Origin of the sequence: Rhizobium sp. 007 (assembly GCF_015353075.1) — a bacterium.
In the GTDB taxonomy this organism is placed as follows: Bacteria; Pseudomonadota; Alphaproteobacteria; order Rhizobiales; family Rhizobiaceae; genus Rhizobium.
The window spans coordinates 37061-56703 of record NZ_CP064188.1 but is presented as its reverse complement, the minus strand read 5'-3'; the positions used below and the strand labels follow the sequence as shown (position 1 = coordinate 56703).

20 protein-coding genes and 3 pseudogenes are annotated in these 19643 nt (G+C 59.2%); 18 read left to right on the top strand and 5 right to left on the bottom strand.

Annotated features, from left to right (window positions below):
- Positions 1 to 4 precede the first annotated feature (4 nt).
- Complete coding sequence (gene hpaH, locus ISN39_RS21280) at positions 5 to 787, bottom strand: 2-oxo-hept-4-ene-1,7-dioate hydratase (protein WP_194730325.1); 783 nt, start codon at positions 785 to 787, stop codon at positions 5 to 7.
- Between the two features lie 21 nt (positions 788 to 808).
- Entirely contained in the window at positions 809 to 1702 is an 894-nt protein-coding gene (locus ISN39_RS21275) for a dioxygenase (protein WP_194730324.1), read from the bottom strand.
- 316 nt (positions 1703 to 2018) lie between these two features.
- Here ISN39_RS21275 and ISN39_RS21270 point away from each other — a divergent pair, with 316 nt between their 5' ends.
- The 11 genes and pseudogenes from ISN39_RS21270 to ISN39_RS21220 all read left to right on the top strand — a co-directional run.
- Positions 2019 to 2726 (top strand): GntR family transcriptional regulator, encoded by a 708-nt coding sequence (locus ISN39_RS21270; RefSeq protein ID WP_239597283.1) that lies wholly within the window; start codon positions 2019 to 2021, stop codon positions 2724 to 2726.
- Entirely contained in the window at positions 2727 to 3557 is an 831-nt protein-coding gene (locus ISN39_RS21265) for a TIM barrel protein (protein ID WP_194730322.1), read from the top strand.
- 76 nt (positions 3558 to 3633) lie between these two features.
- Entirely contained in the window at positions 3634 to 4302 is a 669-nt protein-coding gene (locus tag ISN39_RS21260; RefSeq protein WP_194730321.1) for an amino acid ABC transporter permease, read from the top strand.
- 11 nt (positions 4303 to 4313) lie between these two features.
- On the top strand, positions 4314 to 4964 hold the full coding sequence (locus tag ISN39_RS21255) for an amino acid ABC transporter permease (protein WP_194730320.1): 651 nt from the start codon (positions 4314 to 4316) through the stop codon (positions 4962 to 4964).
- A 53-nt stretch (positions 4965 to 5017) separates the two neighbouring features.
- On the top strand, positions 5018 to 5860 hold the full coding sequence (locus ISN39_RS21250) for a transporter substrate-binding domain-containing protein (RefSeq protein ID WP_194730319.1): 843 nt from the start codon (positions 5018 to 5020) through the stop codon (positions 5858 to 5860).
- Between the two features lie 25 nt (positions 5861 to 5885).
- Complete coding sequence (locus ISN39_RS21245) at positions 5886 to 6647, top strand: amino acid ABC transporter ATP-binding protein (protein ID WP_281438320.1); 762 nt, start codon at positions 5886 to 5888, stop codon at positions 6645 to 6647.
- Positions 6648 to 6659: 12 nt separating this feature from the next.
- The gene (locus ISN39_RS21240; RefSeq protein WP_194730318.1) at positions 6660 to 7535 is read left to right on the top strand and encodes a shikimate dehydrogenase; all 876 of its coding nucleotides are present in this window, start codon (positions 6660 to 6662) and stop codon (positions 7533 to 7535) included.
- 25 nt (positions 7536 to 7560) lie between these two features.
- Positions 7561 to 7929 carry a 5-carboxymethyl-2-hydroxymuconate Delta-isomerase gene (locus ISN39_RS21235; RefSeq protein ID WP_194730317.1) on the top strand — a complete coding sequence of 123 codons (369 nt, stop codon included), beginning with the start codon at positions 7561 to 7563 and terminating at the stop codon, positions 7927 to 7929.
- Between the two features lie 28 nt (positions 7930 to 7957).
- Positions 7958 to 8407, top strand: coding sequence for a type II 3-dehydroquinate dehydratase (aroQ, locus tag ISN39_RS21230; RefSeq protein WP_194730316.1), 450 nt, complete (start codon positions 7958 to 7960; stop codon positions 8405 to 8407).
- Positions 8408 to 8433: 26 nt separating this feature from the next.
- Positions 8434 to 9459 (top strand): Gfo/Idh/MocA family oxidoreductase, encoded by a 1026-nt coding sequence (locus ISN39_RS21225; protein ID WP_246763368.1) that lies wholly within the window; start codon positions 8434 to 8436, stop codon positions 9457 to 9459.
- Between the two features lie 83 nt (positions 9460 to 9542).
- Positions 9543 to 9734, top strand: a pseudogene (locus ISN39_RS21220) (transposase); the annotation flags it as partial.
- Between the two features lie 194 nt (positions 9735 to 9928).
- Here ISN39_RS21220 and ISN39_RS21215 read toward each other — a convergent pair.
- Positions 9929 to 10831: a LysR family transcriptional regulator gene (locus ISN39_RS21215; protein WP_194730314.1), complete on the bottom strand. Its 903-nt coding sequence runs from the start codon at positions 10829 to 10831 to the stop codon at positions 9929 to 9931.
- 109 nt (positions 10832 to 10940) lie between these two features.
- On the opposite strand from ISN39_RS21215, the gene ISN39_RS21210 reads away from it, so the two are divergent.
- The 4 genes from ISN39_RS21210 (at position 10941) to ISN39_RS21195 (ending at position 14678) form a co-directional block, all read left to right on the top strand.
- Positions 10941 to 12023 carry a 4-oxalomesaconate tautomerase gene (locus tag ISN39_RS21210; RefSeq protein ID WP_194730313.1) on the top strand — a complete coding sequence of 361 codons (1083 nt, stop codon included), beginning with the start codon at positions 10941 to 10943 and terminating at the stop codon, positions 12021 to 12023.
- Between the two features lie 47 nt (positions 12024 to 12070).
- Positions 12071 to 13072 carry an ABC transporter substrate-binding protein gene (locus ISN39_RS21205; protein WP_194730312.1) on the top strand — a complete coding sequence of 334 codons (1002 nt, stop codon included), beginning with the start codon at positions 12071 to 12073 and terminating at the stop codon, positions 13070 to 13072.
- Positions 13073 to 13147: 75 nt separating this feature from the next.
- Positions 13148 to 13918, top strand: coding sequence for an ABC transporter ATP-binding protein (locus tag ISN39_RS21200; RefSeq protein WP_194731854.1), 771 nt, complete (start codon positions 13148 to 13150; stop codon positions 13916 to 13918).
- Positions 13902 to 14678 (top strand): ABC transporter permease, encoded by a 777-nt coding sequence (locus ISN39_RS21195; protein WP_194730311.1) that lies wholly within the window; start codon positions 13902 to 13904, stop codon positions 14676 to 14678. The genes ISN39_RS21200 and ISN39_RS21195 overlap by 17 nt, the downstream gene beginning before the upstream one ends.
- A 144-nt stretch (positions 14679 to 14822) precedes the next feature.
- Here ISN39_RS21195 and ISN39_RS21190 read toward each other — a convergent pair whose 3' ends face one another.
- Complete coding sequence (locus ISN39_RS21190; protein ID WP_194730310.1) at positions 14823 to 15419, bottom strand: TetR/AcrR family transcriptional regulator; 597 nt, start codon at positions 15417 to 15419, stop codon at positions 14823 to 14825.
- A gap of 88 nt (positions 15420 to 15507) precedes the next feature.
- Between ISN39_RS21190 and ISN39_RS21185 the strand changes: the two are divergent.
- Positions 15508 to 16415 (top strand): annotated as a pseudogene (locus ISN39_RS21185) (saccharopine dehydrogenase).
- Positions 16416 to 16848: 433 nt separating this feature from the next.
- Here ISN39_RS21185 and ISN39_RS21180 read toward each other — a convergent pair.
- Entirely contained in the window at positions 16849 to 17748 is a 900-nt protein-coding gene (locus tag ISN39_RS21180) for a LysR family transcriptional regulator (protein ID WP_194730309.1), read from the bottom strand.
- Between the two features lie 119 nt (positions 17749 to 17867).
- Between ISN39_RS21180 and ISN39_RS21175 the strand changes: the two genes are divergently transcribed.
- Positions 17868 to 18800, top strand: coding sequence for a ring-cleaving dioxygenase (locus ISN39_RS21175; protein WP_194730308.1), 933 nt, complete (start codon positions 17868 to 17870; stop codon positions 18798 to 18800).
- 107 nt (positions 18801 to 18907) lie between these two features.
- Positions 18908 to 19594: pseudogene (locus ISN39_RS21170) on the top strand (hydrolase); the annotation flags it as partial.
- Between the last annotated feature and the right edge of the window lie 49 nt (positions 19595 to 19643).

Genomic DNA, 19643 nt, shown 5'->3' with positions numbered 1-19643 from the left:
CCACCTATAAGAACGATACGCCGAGCGCGCCGATCGGACCGTAATCCGCCTGGATGACATCGCCGGCGGCGATATCGACGGGCCGCGTAAACGAGCCCGCAAGCACGATCTGCCCCTTTTCCAGCTTGCCCCCGACCGCATGGAGCTTATTGACAAGCCAGGCGACACCCGCTGCGGGATGCCCCATGACGGCGGCCGAAACACCCGATTCCTCGATGATCCCGTTCTTGGAAAGCGTTGCCCCGATCCACCGGATGTCGATGTCCATCGGACGGATGACGCGACCTCCGACGACGATGGCGCCGAAGGCTGCGTTATCCGCGATGGTATCAGTGATCGCGCGCGGAACCTCGGTTCTGTAGTCGATGATTTCGAGCGCCGGCACAATGAATTCGGTGGCGCGCATAACGTCGTAGATTCGGGTGCTCGGGCCCTCGAGATTCTCGCCCATGATGAAGGCAAGTTCCACTTCGAGGCGCGGCTTGATGAAGAGGTCGGCCCTGATCTGGGCGGCGTCATTGAAAAGAGCATCATCAAGGATGCGCCCGTAATCCGGCTCGGTCATCTTCGATGCCATCTGCATGGCCCGTGATGTCAGGCCGATCTTGTGGCCCGCGACGCGCGCACCTTTGCCAATCCTGCCTTCCGCCCACAGGTCCTGGATGCGATAGGCATCCTCAATCTCGATGTGCGGATAGGTCTTGCTGAGCTGCGGGATCGGCATGCGGCTTTCCTCGGCGCCCAGCAATGCCTGTGCCGCGCTGCGGCGTTCTTCATCCGTCAACATGGATGTGGGTCTCCTGATTGATTACTTGATTGGCGCGCGCGGCAGAACCGCGTCGCCCGGCTCCATTACGTATGTGTATTCCAGGGAAAACCACGGAACGTTCACGTTTGGATCGTCCGGATGCGGTTCGTCATGCTGCACGAAATCGCCCGTGAGTGCCGACGTCACCCCGAATTGCACGTCCGTATCGATATGCGGATCGCTCGGGTCGAAAACCTGCGAGATGAGGGTCTTGTAGCCCTCCTTGAAGATAAGTGCGTGCAGATGCGCCGGGCGATAAGGGTGACGTCCTTGCGTCTTCAAAAGCCGACCGACGACACCGTCCACCGGGATCGGATATCCGATCATCTTCACCGTGCTGAACCAGAAGCGGCCCTCCGCATCCGTCGTGAATTTACCTCGCAGATTCATTTCGGCCTGGTCGGGATCCTGGTTCTCGTAGAGGCCGACGGGCGAGGCATGCCAGACGTCCACGTCGGCGCCGGCGATCGGACTTCCGTGTCTGTCAACAACCCAGCCCCGCACAAACAGCGGAGACCCGGGCGTATGCGAACGGATAATCGTGCCGCCGTTGTCGACCCGCGGTGAGTTGAGGCGCCAGAAGGGACCAAGCAGCGACTGGGACGTTTCCGTCTGTCCCCGATCGCCGTTGTTGAGCAGGCAGACTAGCGTCGAAACGCCCAGCGAGCCCGAGATCAGGACAAACTCGTTATGGCTGTCCATTTGCAATTGGCCGATTTCGTTGAGGACCGCCGTGGCATCGCGAAACTCCGGCTCCGTCAAGCGGACTTCACGAACAAAGGCGTGCAGATGCTTCACCAGCGCCGTCAGGATCTCGCGAAGCCGGTGATCCGAGGTCTGTTCCATAGCCTTCAGAACAGCCGCCGTTACATCCTCTTGGGTCCGTATCACCATCTCACACCTCCCTGTGGGCGTGCCTGTTTTGATAAATCATCGATTATTTGTCAAGCCGCCATTGCTTACGGCGGGGAGGTTCTCCTTAAATTCTCTTTATAGAACCGCGATGGCTATCAGTATATAATTGATTTTATTATAGCAAATTCACCTCTGGCAATTCTAATGGAGCTCAACTCCACATTTCATCAAAACTATTTGACAAAAATAATCGTTTATTATACGGATCGTCGATAAATGAAATCCGCGACCAGAAAACGTGGCGGAAACCATCTGGGGAGGATGTCAATTGCGATCAGGGCCTGGGAGCCTCATTTTGGAAAGTGGCGCGGAGGCGGCAACGCCATCCTTTCCCGATGACGGCAAGAACACGATCGCCAGTCAGCTCGTTTCACGTCTGCGCGAAGCGATCATTTCCGGCCAGCTCGAGGCGGGCAGCAAGATCAATCTCGATCGCGCAAAACAAAGCTTTAACGTCAGTCTCAGTCCTTTGCGGGAGGCGTTGGCGCGTCTGATTTCGGACGGGTTGGTCGAGTTCGAAGACAATCGCGGCTACCGCGTGTCGCCCGTTTCACTTTCGAACCTCGAAGAGATCACCAGTTTGCGTGAGGAATTCGAAACCTACGCGCTGCGGGAATCCATGCGCGTCGGCGATGTCGATTGGGAAGGCAATGTCATGCGTGCGCTGCACCGCCTGAACCGCACGGAACGGGATGCAGCAAAACCCGAAACGCTTGAGCAGTGGGAAGCCGTCCACCGGGAGTTTCATCTCACCCTGATTTCGGGCTGCCGTAAACCGCTGCTTCTCAGCTTCTGCAAGACCATGCTGAACTTGAACGACCGCTACCGGCGCACCTTTCTTACCCGCACGTCCGGCGACCGCAATGTCAGCGTTGAACATAGTGAAATCGCGCAAGGGACCGTGGCGCGGGATATGGACTATGCCTGCGACCGGCTGCGCGAGCACATCCATCGTACCGGCACAAATCTGCGACGGCATCTCGCTGAAAAGGGAATTGCCTGAATGGAGACCCGGGAGGGAACCATACCACCCAACGCTTCGGCATCGCCGCTGGGGGTCGCGCATTTTTCAGCGATCGACGTCGAGCCGGCGAAATTCGTGTCGCTTGCCGCAGCAGCCGGTTTTTCGTCGGTTGGCCTGCGCCTTCATCCGGCCTTTCCCGGCGCTCCCTATTATGAGCTGCCGGCGGGAAGCGATGCAGCTCGAGACGTCAAAGCACGTCTGGATGGTGAAGGGATTTCGCTCTACGACATCGAATTCGTTGTCATCGGCCCGGACTTCGATGCCGCTGCTCTGACGTCGATGCTTGAAGCGGCAAGCGCGCTCGGCGCGCGACGTCTCAGCGTTTGCGGCGACGACCCGGATCGGGAGCGCCTCGTTGGCAATTTCGCAGCGCTTTGCGACCTCGCGGCCACCTTCGGCATGGGCGTAGACCTGGAGAATATGGGCTGGCGCACCGTCGCCAGCTTTCATGACAGTCTGTCCATCGTGCAGGAATCAAACCGGAACAATGCCGGCGTGCTGGTCGATGCGCTGCACTTTTTTCGCAATGGTGGCAACGCCGAGGATGTCTCTACCGCCCCGGAAGGCATGATCCGGAGCATACAACTCTGCGACGCGCGGGGGCGTGCACCGCCAACCTCGGAGCAAATGGTCAGTGAGGCCCGAACGGGGCGCTTTGCGCCGGGGCTGGGTGACCTTCCAATCACCAGCCTGATGCAAGTGTTACCCGCGGGCGCTTCGGTCTCGGTGGAGGTGCCTATCCGTTTTAACCGGGCGCCGGAAGAACATTTGCGCCACCTCAATGATGCCACGCGTGCGTTGACCGGCTAACCACGGGCAAAAGCGCAACTGCTACTACGACACGGAGACGGGCAGAGGAGCCTGTCGACGGGAGAGAGATATTGTCATGAACTACGTGCTGAATTTCAGCGTTGTTTTCGAAAAGATGCCCGATCTTCTGATGGCGGCTCTGGCGACGATCGGCCTTGCGTTGGCCGGCATGCAGCTGGCGCTGGTGATCGGCGTGATCGGCGTTGCGGCCCGGACATCGAATATTGCTCCTTTGCGTGCGGCCGTCATCGCCTTTGTCGAAGTGGTCCGCAATACCCCGTTCCTGGTGCAGATCTTCTTCATCTTCTTCGCCCTGCCGATGATGGGCATTCGCCTCAATCCCACCGTCACGGCGATTATCGCGCTGGCCATCAATGGCGGCGCCTATGCGATCGAAATCATTCGTGGCGGTGTCGACAGCATCCATAAGGGTCAAGTCGAAGCAGGCCTCGCGCTCGGCCTGCATAAGGCGCAGGTGTTTCGCCTGATCGTCCTGAAGCCGGCGCTGAGGGCTATCTATCCCTCGCTTACCAGTCAGTTCATCATGCTGACACTGACCACATCGGTCTGCACGTCCATTGCGGCTTACGAGCTAACCTCCGTCGCACAGATCATCGAGTCCGACACGTTTCGCAGCTTCGAGGTCTATTTCACGATCACGCTCATGTACCTCGTCATCTCCTGGATGATGATGGGGCTGTTTGCGCTGATCTCGCGGCATTTCTTCAGCTATCCGGTGCGGTGAGGAGCAGAACAATGGGTGTTATCGGCCAAAACGAAATGCTATTCCTGCTGCAGGGCCTGAAGTGGACATTGCTTCTATCTGCGATCGGCTTCATCGGCGGCGGGGTATTCGGACTCGTCATCGCGCTTGCCCGCACATCTGAACTCTCAGCCCTCCGCAAGACGGCGGCGGGCTATATCTCCGTCTTCCAGGGCACGCCGCTGCTGATGCAGCTTTTCGTCGTCTACTACGGGATCGCGCTTCTGGGCGTCAGCATCGAGGCCTGGGTGGCGGTCGCAATCGCCTTCACGCTCCACGCCAGCGCGTTTCTCGGGGAAATCTGGCGCGGCGGCATCCAGGCGATCCCCAAGGGCCAGACCGAGGCCGCCAATGCGCTGGGTCTCCATTACGTCTCGCGGATGAAGGACGTGGTCCTTCCGCAGGCCTTCCAGGTCTCGCTGCCGGCAACCGTCGGCTTTCTCGTCCAGCTCATCAAGGGCACATCGCTTGCTGCCATTGTCGGCTTCATCGAACTCGCCCGCGCCGGGCAGATCGTTTCCAACCAGACTTACAGGCCGCTGCTGATCTTCGGCATCGTCGGCGCGATCTACTTCATCATTTGCTGGCCCCTGTCTCTCTATGGGACCCGGCTCGAAAATCGGATGGCAAAGGCCGCCCGGTAAGTTGGCAATCCAACAGACGCATAAGCTTTTAATCAACCAAGGAGGAGAAGGTAATGATCAGCAGCTTCAAGACCGGCCTGAAGCGCCGTGGAATTCTGTTCGCAGCGGCAGCCCTGGTGATGGCGCCGTGGCTGTCGCCGATGTCTGCACAGGCTGCAACGGTCGAGGAGGTCAAGGCCAAGGGCAAGATCGTCGTCGGCATTCAGGGCGACAACGCACCCTGGGGTTTCGTCAATTCGAGTGGCGTTCAGGACGGTTTCGATGCCGACATCGCCAAGCTTTTCGCCAAGGAACTGGGCGTCGAGGTCGAATTCGCACCGCTCGCGGTCGCCAATCGCATCCCGGCGCTTGTCACTGGCAAGGTCGATATCCTGTTTGCCACCATGGCAATGACGGAGGAACGGGCCAAGTCGATCCAGTACAGCAAGCCGTATGCGGGCAACACGATTTCGCTTTATGGACCGAAGGACAAGAAGATGGCCGAAATCGGCGATCTCGCAGGCCTGGAGATCGGCGTTCCAAAGTCAAGCTCGCAGGATAAGGCGGTGACCACCGCTGTCGGCGATACGGCGACCGTCCGGCGTTTCGACGATGATGCCGCGTCCATCCAGGCGCTGCTTTCCGGCCAGGTGCAGGCGGTCGGCGGCAACCAGTTCTACCTCGACCGTCTGGAAGCAGCCAGTGCCGGCACATATGAACGCAAGATCGATTTCCTGACGACGTACAACGGCGTCGGAACACGGCTTGGCGAGAAGGACTGGAACGAAACTGTCAACGCTTTCCTCGACAAGATCTTGGCGAACGGAGAGCACGCCAAAGTCTACGCGAAATGGATGAAGGTGGAGGTTCCGAAGTTCCCCGAATCCATTCCGAACATCCCCTTCACCATCAACTGATACATGTTCTACGCAGGAGATCGCCGTGCCGCACGCCGCTGACACTCAAAGCCCGCTTCTTTCAATGGAAAGCGTGGATAAATGGTACGGCGCATTCCATGCGTTGAAGAACATCAACCTTACGGTCCGCAAAGGCGAGAAGATCGTCCTTTGCGGACCGTCCGGATCCGGCAAGTCGACGCTGATCCGTTGCATCAACGCGCTCGAGAAAATCGAGAAGGGCCGTATCACGGTCGAGGGTACGACGCTCGACGACAGGACGAAGACGATCGACGCTGTCCGGCGCGAAGTCGGCATGGTGTTCCAGAGCTTCAATCTGTTTCCGCATATGACCATCCTCGAAAACTGCTCGCTGGCGCCGATGCGCGTCCGTGGCACCAGCAAGGCGGATGCTGAGAAAATCGCCCGCAAATATCTCGAACGCGTCCGCATTCTCGATCAGGCCGATAAATTCCCGGCCCAGCTTTCCGGCGGACAGCAACAGCGGGTGGCCATTGCACGGGCGCTCTGCATGGAGCCGAAAGCCATGCTGTTCGACGAGCCGACCAGCGCGCTTGATCCGGAGATGGTCAAGGAAGTCCTCGACACGATGATCGGTCTGGCGCGGGACGGCATGACGATGATCTGCGTCACCCACGAGATGGGCTTTGCCCGGCAGGTGGCCGACCGCGTGATCTTCATGGCCTCCGGCGAGATCATCGAAGAGGCGCCGCCAGAAATTTTCTTCCGCAATCCATCGCATCCGCGCACCCAGGCTTTCCTCGGCGAAATCCTGGCTCATCACTGAGGCGATCCGCATATGACTGTTTCAAACGAAACGATGAAGCGCGCTGTGTTGGTGGGACTGATCGGCGCGGATATCCAGATGTCGAAGTCCCCTGCCCTGCACAAGCGCGAAGGTCTGCTTCAGGGGCTCGACTATCGCTATGAACTCCTCGACCTTGCGGAGCGCGGCCTTCCGGCCACCGCCCTGCCTGACCTTCTGGCGGAAGAGGAGGCACGCGGCTTTGCCGGCAGCAACATCACCCATCCCTGCAAGCAGACGGTGATTGAGTACCTCACGGATCTCTCCGACGACGCCCGTATGCTGGGCGCTGTTAACACCGTTGTGTTCAAGGACGGAAGACGGATCGGTCACAACACCGACTGGTACGGTTTCTACGAAAACTTTCGGCGCGGACTTCCTGACGTCCCGCGGCATCGGGCTGTTCTTCTCGGCGCTGGCGGCGCCGGCGTCGCGGTTGCTCATGCCGCGATGAAACTTGGTATCGAGCATCTCGCGATTTTCGATCAGGATAATGCACGCGCCAGAAAGCTGGCGGAGGATCTGAATAGCCGCTTTTCCGCAGAACGGGCCTTCGCGGTCACCGATGTTGGTGAAGCGATGCGGATCGCTGATGGCCTCATCCATGCGACGCCGACTGGCATGAAAAACCATCCGGGTCTGCCGATCGAAGAGAGCTGGCTGGAGTCCCATCATTGGGTTGCCGACATCGTCTACATGCCGCTCAAGACCGAGCTTCTGGCGCTTGCAACCCGTCTCGGCTGCCGCACCTTGCCGGGTGGAGGGATGACTGTGTTTCAGGCGGCAGCAGCCTTCAAGCTCTTCAGCGGTATCGAAGCGGACGCCGAACGCATGAGCAGCCATTTCACCGAACTGTGCAAAGCCTCCTGATCCAGGCTGGCGAAGGAGAACCAGGATGCCGCACATCGTGATCGAATACAGCGAGGGAGCCGGAAGCCGCATCGACATGCCGGCGCTGGTGAAGGCCGTTCATCGCAGCGTGCGTGACAGTGGCGCGGTCAAGCCGAATACCGTGCGCACCTTTGCCCGCGAGGCCACGCATTCGCTGGTCGCCGACGAGCATCCCGCCAACCAGTTCGTGCAGATCATCCTGCGCATCGCGCCCGGACGCTCGGCGGCCGAAAAGCAAGCGATATTGCAGACGGTCTATGACGCAGCCGAAGGCGTCGCACGTCTGGCACTCGACGAGGGCCGCTGCGGCCTGCGAGCTGATCTCATCCAGTCGGATCCTGATTTTGCGATCCACGAAACCACACTGCCGTGACCATTCCGGCAATTCGAAAGGAAGACACATGAGCTTGATCTATGTTCTCAACGGTCCGAATCTCAATCTGCTCGGCAAGCGCCAGCCGCATATCTACGGTTATGAGACGCTCGCCGATGTCGAGGCCGATTGCCGTCGGCTCGCCTCTAAACTCGGTCACGACATCCGCTTTCATCAGAGCAACCGCGAATACGAGATCATCGACTGGATCCATGAAGCGCGCGAGGACGGCGCCGGTATCGTGATCAACCCAGCCGGCTTCACCCACACCTCCGTTGCCATTCTCGACGCGCTGAACACCTTCGAGCAGACGGTCATCGAGGTGCATATTTCCAACGTCCACAAGCGAGAGGCATTCCGCCATCATTCCTTCGTCTCGTACCGCGCCGACGGGATCATCTCCGGGCTTGGAACCGAAGGCTATCAGTTTGCGATCCGCCGGGTGGCAAGCCTGATCACGTCTGCCGAAAAGAAGTGACGGGAAGGGCTCAGCATGAACGGAAAGTGAGACTTGCGGTGCTCGGCGCCGGCCTGATCGGCAAGCGACATATCCAGCATGTGCTTGCCGAGCCGCAGGCGGAACTTCTGGCCGTCATCGATCCGATGCCGCTTGGGCAGAAGATCGCCCAGGAATCCGGCGCTAGATGGTTTCCAAGCTTTGCGGCAATGATCGAAATGCATCGTCCCGACGGCATCATCGTCGCGACGCCCAATCAGGTGCATGTCGCCAACGGCCTCGAAGCCGTAGCCGCAGGGGTGCCGGCGCTGATCGAAAAGCCGATTGCCGACGATATCGCTGCCGGTGAAAAGCTGATCGGCGCGGCGGAAGCCGCTGGCGTTCCGATTCTGGTCGGCCACCATCGCCGCCACAATCCGATGATCCAGAAGGCGAAAGAGATCATCGACAGCGGCGCGCTTGGCCGCATCCTCGTGGCCAATGCGATGTTCTGGCTATTCAAGCCGGACGACTATTTCGACATCGACTGGCGGCGCCAGGCCGGAGCCGGCCCGGTCTTCCTCAACCTGATCCACGACGTCGACAATTTGCGCTACCTGTTCGGCGATATCGTTGCCGTGCAGGCACGTGAATCCAACGCCGTCCGCGGCAATGTTGTCGAGGAAACCTCGGTGATCCTGATGGAGTTCGCGAGCGGTCTTCTTGCCACGGCCACCGTTTCGGATGCCGTCGTCGCACCCTGGAGCTGGGAGATGACGACGGGCGAAAATCCCGCCTATCCGAAGACGGAAGAGGCATGCTACCTGATCGGCGGGACGCACGGATCCCTGACGATCCCGTCGCTCGACGTGTGGAAGAACGGCACGAAACGCAGCTGGTGGGAGCCATTCGAAAAGCAGCGCATCGCCGTTCAGCACGAAGACCCGCTGGTGCTGCAGATCCGGCAGTTCTGCAAGGTGATCCGCGGTGAAGAAGCACCGCGGGTCAGCGGGCGCGAAGGGCTGAACACACTGAACGTCATTATGGCCATCAAGCGATCGGCAGTGAGCGGCGAACGCATTGTCCTGGGATAGAAACGATCCAGAAGGACGCCCCACTCGTATCCATCTGCGCTATCCGCTCCGTTCCGGGACCTTGAGGAGATGTTCCGAGAGCGCCGCGTCGCATGGCGGAAAAGGCTCTGACGACAGTTATTCAGGAGGCCTACATTCAGGGCATCTCGACGCGCTCAGTCGACGATCTCGTCAAGGCGATGGGGATGAGCGGCATCTCCAAAAGCCAGGTGAGCCGCCTGTGCGAAGAGATCGATGTCAAGGTGAAGGCGCTTATGGATCGTCTCATCGAGGGCGGACCATCGTCCCTTGCCGCTGCGTTGCAGGATGCGAAAACCATCCTGTTGGATGGTTTCGGCCACAACCCGCATTGGGAAGATCCCGAGCAGGTGGCGCTTCATGTCGAACGTTCAAGGCGTTCTGGTCGCGGAAAAAAGAGGCCATTTGACTGAAAGGTAGTTGGGATACTATCCCAGCAGTTCTTAGTTGCTCAGTTTCCTTCGGCCCACGTCCCAATCAACATGGTCATGAAGCGCTCTGCTGCCGGCGAAAGCGTCCCACCGCGACGGCGTACAATGCCGATCGTTCGCGAGATTTGAGGATTGCGAATAGGTCTCGTGACGAGGAACGGGTGCTCTTCCTGTGGTGTAGCGAGTTTCGGCAGAACCGAAATTCCAAGCCCCGCTTCCACCAAACCAAGCGACGTCGAGAGATGCGTGACTTCATAGGACCAGCGCAGTTTCAGGTTCGATTTCGCCAAAGCTGCATCAAGAAGCGTACGGTTTCCGCTGGACCGGTGAACCGTGATCAGTTGATAGGGCGCCAAGTCGTCCCATTCGAGTTCGCTCTTGGCCGTCAGCGGATGATCCTTGCGTGCAGCCAGTACGAATGGATCTTCGATGAGCCGGTCGAAGACAAGGTCGGGATCTGAAAAGCCCATGATATTGATGCCGAACTCGACTTCCCCACGGGCGACTGCCTGCAGACCGTCGGTAGCCGGCAGATCGAGAATGCGAAAACGAATATTCGGATACTCGGCGCTGAATTGCTTAATGACGGTCGGCAAAAAATAGAAAGCAGCCGTTGGCAGACATGCGATCGTCACAAGGCCGCTGCGCTGAGATCCGACATCGCGCACCGCAAAGAGCGACGTGTCGAACTCCTCAAGCATTCGTCGCACCAACGGGATCAGTTCCGCGCCAAGGGCGGTTGTCGAGACATGACGCGTGGTGCGCTCGAGCAAAGGCGCCCCGATTGCCAGCTCCAGCTTCTGAATTCGACGGCTGAGTGCGGGCTGTGACAGATTGAGCGCTTCGGCAGAGCGATGGAAGTTTTCCAATTCGACGACCGATAGAAACGCGCGCAGATCCAATATCTCGCAATTAATGCTCATAGCGCATCATTCCCTCTGATATTCGCATTTCACATATCAATCGTTTTGCCGCTTACTGCAACAAAGAAGCTGATTGATATTTAAATCACATCAGTATGCGGACACAACCATGAACGACCTGATTTCCATTCCCTGTGTTCTGATGCGAGGCGGCACCTCCAAAGGACCGTTCTTTCTCGCATCCGATCTTCCATCGGATTCGCGTCAACGCGATCAGATCCTGCTTTCGGTCATGGGGTCTGGTCATCCTCTGCAGATTGACGGTATCGGCGGCGGCAACCCCGTCACCAGCAAGGTTGCCATCGTCGGCCCGGCAACCGTGTCCGATGCCGATGTGGATTATCTGTTCGCCCAGGTCCGCATCGATCAGCAGTTCGTGGATACCTCACCTAACTGTGGAAATATGCTGGCGGCCGTCGGGCCGTTCGCGATCGAGGCCGGCCTGGTCAAGGCGGCGACGGGCGTAACCCGCGTGCGCATTCACAACGTCAATACCGGTAAACTCATCGAAGCGGAGGTTCCGACCCCTGATGGCCGCGTCGCCTATATGGGAGATGCCTCGATCGACGGCGTGCCCGGCAATGCTGCGCCGATCGCGCTGACCTTCATGGATGCTGCCGGGGCACGCACCGGCAAGCTTTTTCCCACCGGCAACCCGCGAGACAGGATTGACGGCATCGACGTCACCTGCATCGATTGCGCGATGCCGATGATGCTGCTCGAGGCCGCCGCGCTCGGTGTGACGGGCAATGAATCGGCTGCCGAGCTCAATGCCAACGGGGCAATGCTGTATCGTCTCGAAACGCTACGGCTTGAGGCAGGCCGGCGCATGGGCATGGGTGATGTCAGTAACCAGGTGACGCCAAAGCCGGTGCTGATCTCCAGGCCCAACAACGGCGGCGATCTCGGCGTACGCTATTTCATGCCGCACCAGTGCCACCCTTCTCTCGCAACGACCGGTGCGGTCGGTATCGCCACGGCCTGCATTAGCGACGGAACCGTCGCCTCGCAACTGATCGGCGACCGCAAGCCGCCGGTCGTCCTCGTTCTGGAACATCCAAGCGGTCGTTTGGAAGTAAAACTGGATACCCGCGACGGCAAGACAGTTGCCGGAATCCTGCGGACGGCCCGACGCCTCTTCGAGGGCCGGGTCTTTGCAAAACCTATCGTGCAAATGGTTTGCGCGGCATAATCGAAAGTGGTTGCCGGGAGGGCGCCACGCATCAGGGAGGAATACACATGCGTAAACTCATACTCGCCCTTGCGGCAACGGTCGCCTTCGCCGGTTCGGCTTTTGCGGAACCCGTCCGCATCAGCGTCGGGTCCTACAACCTCAACAACCTGCCCTTCCCGGTCGCAGCTGGCCTAGGTCTCTACGAGAAGGAAGGTCTTGAGGTGACCGTCGAAAACTTCGCATCTGGCGGCTCCAAGACGCTGCAGGCGCTTGTTGCCGGCTCCACGGATATCGCTGTCGGCTTCTACGACCATACGATCCAGATGCAGTCGCAGAACAAGGCGGTCGTCGGCTTTGTCCAGCTTGCGCGCAATTCTGGCCTGGTTCTGGCCGGCGGGAAAAACTCATCCTTCGATCCGACCAAACCGGAAACGATCAAGGGCGCGAAGGTCGGCATCACCGCACCGGGATCATCTTCCGACTTCTTCGTGCGCTACTACCTGCAGCGCAACAATCTTTCGGCCGACGACATCTCGCTGATCGGCGTCGGTTCCGGCGCGGCCGCAGTCGCGGCGCTCGAGCAAGGGAAAGTCGATCTTCTGGTCAACTACGATCCCGCGGCGACCTTTATCGAGGCCAAGGGTGTCGGCAAGATTTTGATCGACGCCCGCAGCGACGAGGGTGCCAAGGAGATCTATGGCGGAATTTATCCGACCTCCGTCCTCTATGCGACGCAGGCCTATATCGATGAAAACCCGGAAACCATCCAGAAGGTCACGAACGCGACGGTCAAGGCACTGGCATGGATGAACACACATAGCGCTGAAGAGATCGTCGAAAAACTGCCGAAAGAATTCATCTCCGGCGACCGGGACACCTATGTGAAGGCCGTCCAGAATGCCAAACCGATTTTCTCGGTGGACGGCAAATTCAGCGAGACCGACACGCAGACGCCGTTGGCCGTTCTCAAGAGCTTCAACGAAAAGGTTGCTGCCGCAACAATCGATCTTTCCAAAACCTACACGAACGCTTTCGTGGACAAGGTAACGGATAAGACCACCAACTGATCCTAGGAGGAGGCCATGTCTTTGGCTGTCGTAAATCCCATGTCTATCCAGACGGGACAGCAAAACGCAAAGTCGATGGTATCGATCGATGCCGTGACAATGTCGTTTGGTGCCTACGTCGCGGTGCAGGACGTCAATCTGACGGTTGCCGATGGTGAGTTTCTCGCCATCGTCGGCCCAACCGGTTGCGGCAAGAGCACCATTTTGAACGCGATCGCAGGTCTTCTGAAACCCGCGAGCGGAACGGTGACGATCGACGGCACGCCGGTAAAGGGCGTGCAGAACGACATCGGCTATCTCTTCCAGCAGGATGCGCTGCTCCCGTGGAAGACATCCATTGAGAATGTCGAACTCGGCCTGATGTTCAGGGGTGTTGCAGCCGCCGAGCGCCGCGAGCGTTCGATGAGCTGGCTTGCAAAAGTCGGGCTCAAGGGCTTCGAACACCGCTATCCGCACCAACTGTCCGGCGGCCAGCGCAAACGTGTCCAGATGGCACAAGCCCTCATTGCCGGTCCAAAGGTCATCCTGATGGATGAGCCCTTCTCCGCGCTCGACATCCACACGCGGCACCTCATGCAGAATGAATTGCTGCGCCTTTGGCAGGAAGAGCGTCGCGCCGTGGTCATGATCACGCACGACCTCGAAGAGGCGATCGCGCTTGGAGACCGCGTCGCCATTCTGGCCGCCGGCCCCCGTTCGCGGGTCATCGAAAGTTTCCCGGTCGATCTCGAGCGGCCACGGGATGTGGCTGAGATCAAACTCGACTCACGCTTTATGGACCTGTATCGCAATATCTGGGCTTCCCTGCGCGGCGAAGTGGAGAAAAGCTATGAACGTCGTGACTGAACGCATCATCCAGCTCGGCATGCTGGTTTTTATCCTCGGCGGCTGGCAGCTCGGCGTGACCGCCGGCTTCATCGATGTCTTCTTCTTTCCAGCGCCGCTCGACATCTTCAACCAGATCGTCAGCTGGATCGTTGACCCGGGCTTTTACAAGCACGTCTCGATAACCCTGACGGAAACAGTGCTCGGTTACATCATCGGCACGGGTCTTGGTGTCGCCGCCGGTGTGTGGCTCGGTCTCAGCCGGAGCGCCGCCCGGATCCTCGATCCGTTCATCAAGGGGCTCAACGCCATTCCCCGCGTCGTTCTCGCGCCGATCTTCGTTCTTTGGCTCGGGCTCGGTCTTTGGTCCAAGGTGGCGCTTGCGGTAACGCTGGTTTTTTTCATTACCTTCTTCAACGCCATGCAGGGTGTCCGCGAAGTCAACCCGGTGGTCCTCGCAAACGCAAAAATCCTCGGGGCCAAACGTTCCGATCTATTGCGGCACGTCTATTTCCCCGCAGCGGCCAGCTGGATCTTGTCCTCGCTCCGCACGTCTGTCGGCTTCGCGGTGGTCGGTGCCATCATTGGTGAATATCTCGGCTCTTCTGCAGGGCTCGGTTATCTGATCGCGCAGGCAGAAGGCAACTTCGACGCGGTCGGCGTGTTTGCCGGCATCATCATCCTGGCCATGTTCGTGCTCATCATCGACCGAATTCTCGATGTTCTGGAAGGCCGGCTCATCAAGTGGAGACCGAACGCCGCAGAAGAACGGGCGGCGTAGCGACCCGGGTTCGGTTTTCGTGCGAGTCAGAATTGGGGTGCCACCATCGGCACCCCGTTCTTTTGGCTCTGTTGCAAATTGTCGATCTGGCTGAGAAAGAGACGTTTTGGACGCGCGGTCAGAAGGCAACGGCCGTGAGTCCAATCAGCTGCGGCTTGCGGCAATCAGCGCATGGGCGGCATCGCGGAGCAAGCTGGTAGCCTCGCCGGATTCAAAGAGTTGCATGCTGACAAAGGCGCCATTGATCAGGACCGCGAGCTGACCGGCAAGCCGGTCGGGTGCGGCAACCGCCAGACCCTCGGCGATGGTCTTCAGGCGCCGCCGCATCTCGCGCATGTGGGCCTCGGCGACCTTGCGGGCAGGGTGATCCGCTTCTGGAAACTCGGCGGCCGTATTGATCTGCGGGCAACCCCGGTAGTTGTCCCGTCCGATCCGCTCGCCGATCCACTCGAGATGGGCGTCGAGCTCGGCTCCGGTATCGTCCGGATGCAGTTCCCTCACCCGGTCCCAAGTGCTCCAAAAGTCCAGGTCCTCACGCTTGAGGAAGGCGGCGATCAAGTCGTCCTTCGTGCCGAAATGGCGGTAGAGGCTGGTTTTGGCGACACCGGATTTTTCCACCACCAGATCGACTCCGACAGCGCGCACGCCACGCCGGTAAAAGAGCGACGATGCTGTCTCTAGAATTCTGTCCCGCACCTCGTTCGTACCGGAGGCGGGAGAGTTCGCTGTGTTCTTTGCCATATTTCTCCGGTCTAACAGAAAACTGATTGACACGCTACAGACCTGTATGTTTTATTAGATACAGACAGGTCTGTAGCGAAGGAGAGCGATGACCATTAGCCAAGCCGATATCACCAGGACACCACATTCCGTAGCGGTCATAGGCGCGAACGGCCATACCGGCCACTTTGTCGTCGCCGAACTGTTGCGGCGCGGGTTCAAGCCGATTGCGATCGGTCGCAGTATACGGCCGACGCTGTGGTACGCGCCGCCTTGCGGGCGGGCATCCACTATCTGGACGTGACGGCAGAGCAGCCGAGTGTGCAGGCGACGTTCGAGCGCCACGAGATTACGGCCCGCGACGCAGGCGTCGTCGTCATCCCCGCCATGGGCTTTTACGGCGGCCTTGCCGATCTGCTCGTCGCAACCGTCATGGGTGAGTGGGATCACGCCCACGCCATCGAAATCCACGTCGCGCTCGACAGCTGGCTTCCAACAAAAGGCACGCGCATCACCGGTGAAAAGAATACTGCGAAGCGCCTTGCCGTCAGCGGCGGGCAGATGGAGCCAGTGCATCAGCCACCTGCTGAAAAGGTATCCGTCCTACCTGCCCCGTTCGGTCGGCAGACCTTCGTCGAGCTTCCGTTCTCGGAAGTGCCGCTGATCGCCCGTCACGTTCGGACGAAGGAGCTGCACGCCTTTCTCAGCACGACAGCCCTGCGGGATGTGCGCGATCCGTCCACGCCTGCGCCGGAGCCTGTCGACGAAACTGGACGTTCGGCGCAGCGCTTCGCCGTGGAGGTGATCGTCACGCAAGGAGACCTGCGTCGCCGGATCATCGCGCAGGGCCAGGACATCTACGCCGTCATGGCACCGATCATCTGTGAAGCGGTCCAGCGCATCCTGTCGGGCGACATCCGCGATACCGGCGCAAAGCCGCCGGCCGCGATTTTCAACGCCGCCAGCTTCCTGCGCGCGCTTGACCCGCATCTGTCGATCGAGACATTGGAAATGTAGCTCGGAAACGCTAGATCTAGACACCAGAAAGTCCCTCACAACGGTGTGGGACCTTTCTCACCGCTCATTTGAGAAAGCGGGGCTCGCAAAAAACGCAAGAGGCCCGACAGGTCTTGACGGCCTTCTTGAATCACACCGACAGAGCGGCACACAGACGCAGACGCCCAATGCTAAAAGATGGCTCGACAACCCCAGCGGCGAAGCCTGGCGACATGGCATAACGACAGAACAACGAATTATCAGCCATTTAGGTGCGGCGTGTTCAGCGCCAAATAATGTAGCTACATTTCCTTCGCCTTGAACGGTATCGAACTGACGGCCCGTGATGGGATGCGGTTAAAACCTCTATCCAAAACCTGGCGACCAGGATGCTGTAATATTGTCTTAAAAGGCTTTTGTAATAGCAGCGGAGTCCACTTTATCACGGCGAAGGTCATTCCATCCCCGTCATAAACGCCGGTACTTGTTGTTCGAAGAATTTCGAAAACGAGGCAATGCGCGGTGGCAGCGCCTGGTATGGGGGGTAATATAGGGTCAGCCACAAATCCGGCGGCGACCAGTTCCGCAGGACATGGACCAGCCTTCCCGTGCGCAGATGCTCGGCCACGTGGAACCTCGGCAGCATGGCGACACCCGCCCCGTCGGCAGCCATGCTTGCGAGGACTTCGCCGCTGTTGGCGCTAAACGCGCGGCCCGCCGATATGGTCGCGCTGCCACTACCGTCCGACAAGGACCAAGTCTCCCGCTTGCTCTCGCCGCTGTATGCAAGGCAGTCGTCAGGGGTCAGCTCGCTGGCATGCTTCATGTTTGCGAATCGGCTCCCCGGAGCGGCGACGAGGATACGGCGCACGACACTGATCTTCCGCCAGATCGTGAACTTGTCGGACGGTGCGGCTGAGATGCGGATCGCCAGATCGTAGTCGTCATCGATGATGTTTACGAGACCGTCCGTCAGGGAGATTTCGAAAGTGATCTTCAGATAGCGCTCCCTGAAGCCCGACAAGATAGGTGGCAGGATTTGCTGACCGAACCAGGTCGGCGCACTGATCCGAAGCCGACCGTGATCGGCCTTATGGGTGTTCATCACATCCTTGCGGGCGTTCTCCAGCGCAGCCATCGCCGGCTGGATTTGCGCAGCGTAGATTGCTCCGTCGGTCGTCAGCGACACCTGACGCGTGGTCCGGACAAAGAGCTGCACCCCAAGGTCTTCCTCCAAGGCGGCGATCGCTCTGGTGACCGCTGCGGGCGTCATGTCCAGTTCGCGCGCGACTTGCGCAAAGTTTCGCTTCTCGGCAGCCAGAAGAAACGTCCTCAGAGCCTTATAGTCGTTCATCTATTATTTCATCCCGGACAATTCACTCGCAAGTTTTATTGCAATTCCGACGGCTGATCAACTGGCGTAGATTTTCAATCACACCACACGAACAACGCAGCGACGGAAAGACAAGCATCATGATCAAGGAAATCAACGGACTGCATCACATCACGTCGATGGCAACTGATGCCCGTCAGAACAACACGTTTTTCACGGACACCCTTGGGCTACGCCGCGTAAAGAAGACCGTGAACTTCGACGATCCGAACGTCTACCACCTCTACTATGGCGACGAGGCTGGTACCCCCGGCACTGTCATGACCTACTTCCCATTCCCCGACGTGATGCGCGGCCGGGCCGGCGTTGGGGAAGTCAGCGAGACACAGTTCGCCGTCCCGGAAGGCTCGCTCTCCTTCTGGCAGGATCGCCTGACCGCGAAAGATACGAACCTCCTCGAAGCAGATAAAATCTTCGGCGCCAACCGCCTGCGCTTTATCGGTCCGGATGGTGAAGGTCTTGCCCTGATCGAAACGGCCGGTGACGTCCGTACTGCATGGAACGGATCCGGCATCGCCGACAGCGTCGCCATCCGTGGTTTCTCCGGCGCGCGTTTCCGCCTGCACGACACAGCCGCCACCGCTGAACTGCTCGAGTTCATGGGCTACCAGCGCACTGAGACCGAAGGTGCCGTCACCCGGTTTATTATCCCCGGCGGCAATGGTGCCGACACGATCGACCTTGAGGCCCTTCCACAGACACCCTTCGCAAGGCAGGGCGCGGGTTCGGTTCACCACATCGCCTTCGCTGTCGAGAACCGCGCAAAACAGCTTGAAGTCCGCAAGGCGCTGATGGATACGGGTTACCAGGTCACCCCGGTCATCGACCGCGACTACTTCTGGGCGATCTACTTCCGCACCCCCGGCGGCGTGCTGTTCGAAATCGCCACCAACGAACCCGGTTTCAACCGCGACGAAGACACAGCGCACCTTGGCGAGGCTCTGAAGTTACCGAGCCGCTACGAGCCTTACCGTGCCCAAATCGAGGCGGGGCTTACGCCACTTGCGGCCTAATGTTCCAGCCAGGTCGCTTTCCGACAATCCAGCGTCCCAACGTTCAAGACGCGCAGCGATCCCTGCCCCATTTGCTATCTTCAATCCAACTAGAAGGAAAACACGAGATGTCTAACAAGCTTCAGGTCCTGACCCCGCAGAACAGCCAGATCATCTTCATCGACCAGCAGCCCCAGATGGCCTTCGGCGTCCAGTCGATCGATCGCCAGACTTTGAAGAACAACGTCGTGGGCCTTGCCAAAGCAGCCAGGATCTTCAATATCCCGACCACGATCACCACCGTCGAGACCGACTCTTTCTCGGGCAACACCTTCCCCGAACTGCTCGCCGTCGTCCCCGACAACGACATTCTCGAGCGCACCTCGATGAACTCCTGGGACGATCAGAACGTCCGCGATGCACTTGCCAAGAACGCCGCCAACGGCCGCAAGAAGATCGTCGTCGCTGGCCTGTGGACCGAGGTCTGCAACACGACGTTCGCCCTCTCCTGCATGAACGATACCGACTATGAAATCTACATGGTCGCGGATGCCTCCGGCGGCACGTCTGTCGATGCGCACAAATACGCCATGGACCGCATGGTGCAGGCGGGTGTCGTTCCGGTCACCTGGCAGCAGGTCCTGCTGGAATGGCAGCGCGACTGGGCCCGCAAGGAAACCTACGAGGCGGTTACTTCTCTGGTGAAGGAGCATTCCGGTGCTTACGGCATGGGCATCGATTATGCCGTCACCCACGTTCACGGCGGCTCCGAGCGGGTCAGCCACGGCAGGCGCATCGGCCCCAACCCGGCCAAGCAAACCCGGCATCGCTCCGGCGGGACGCCACCTGCCGGAGCGAATTGCT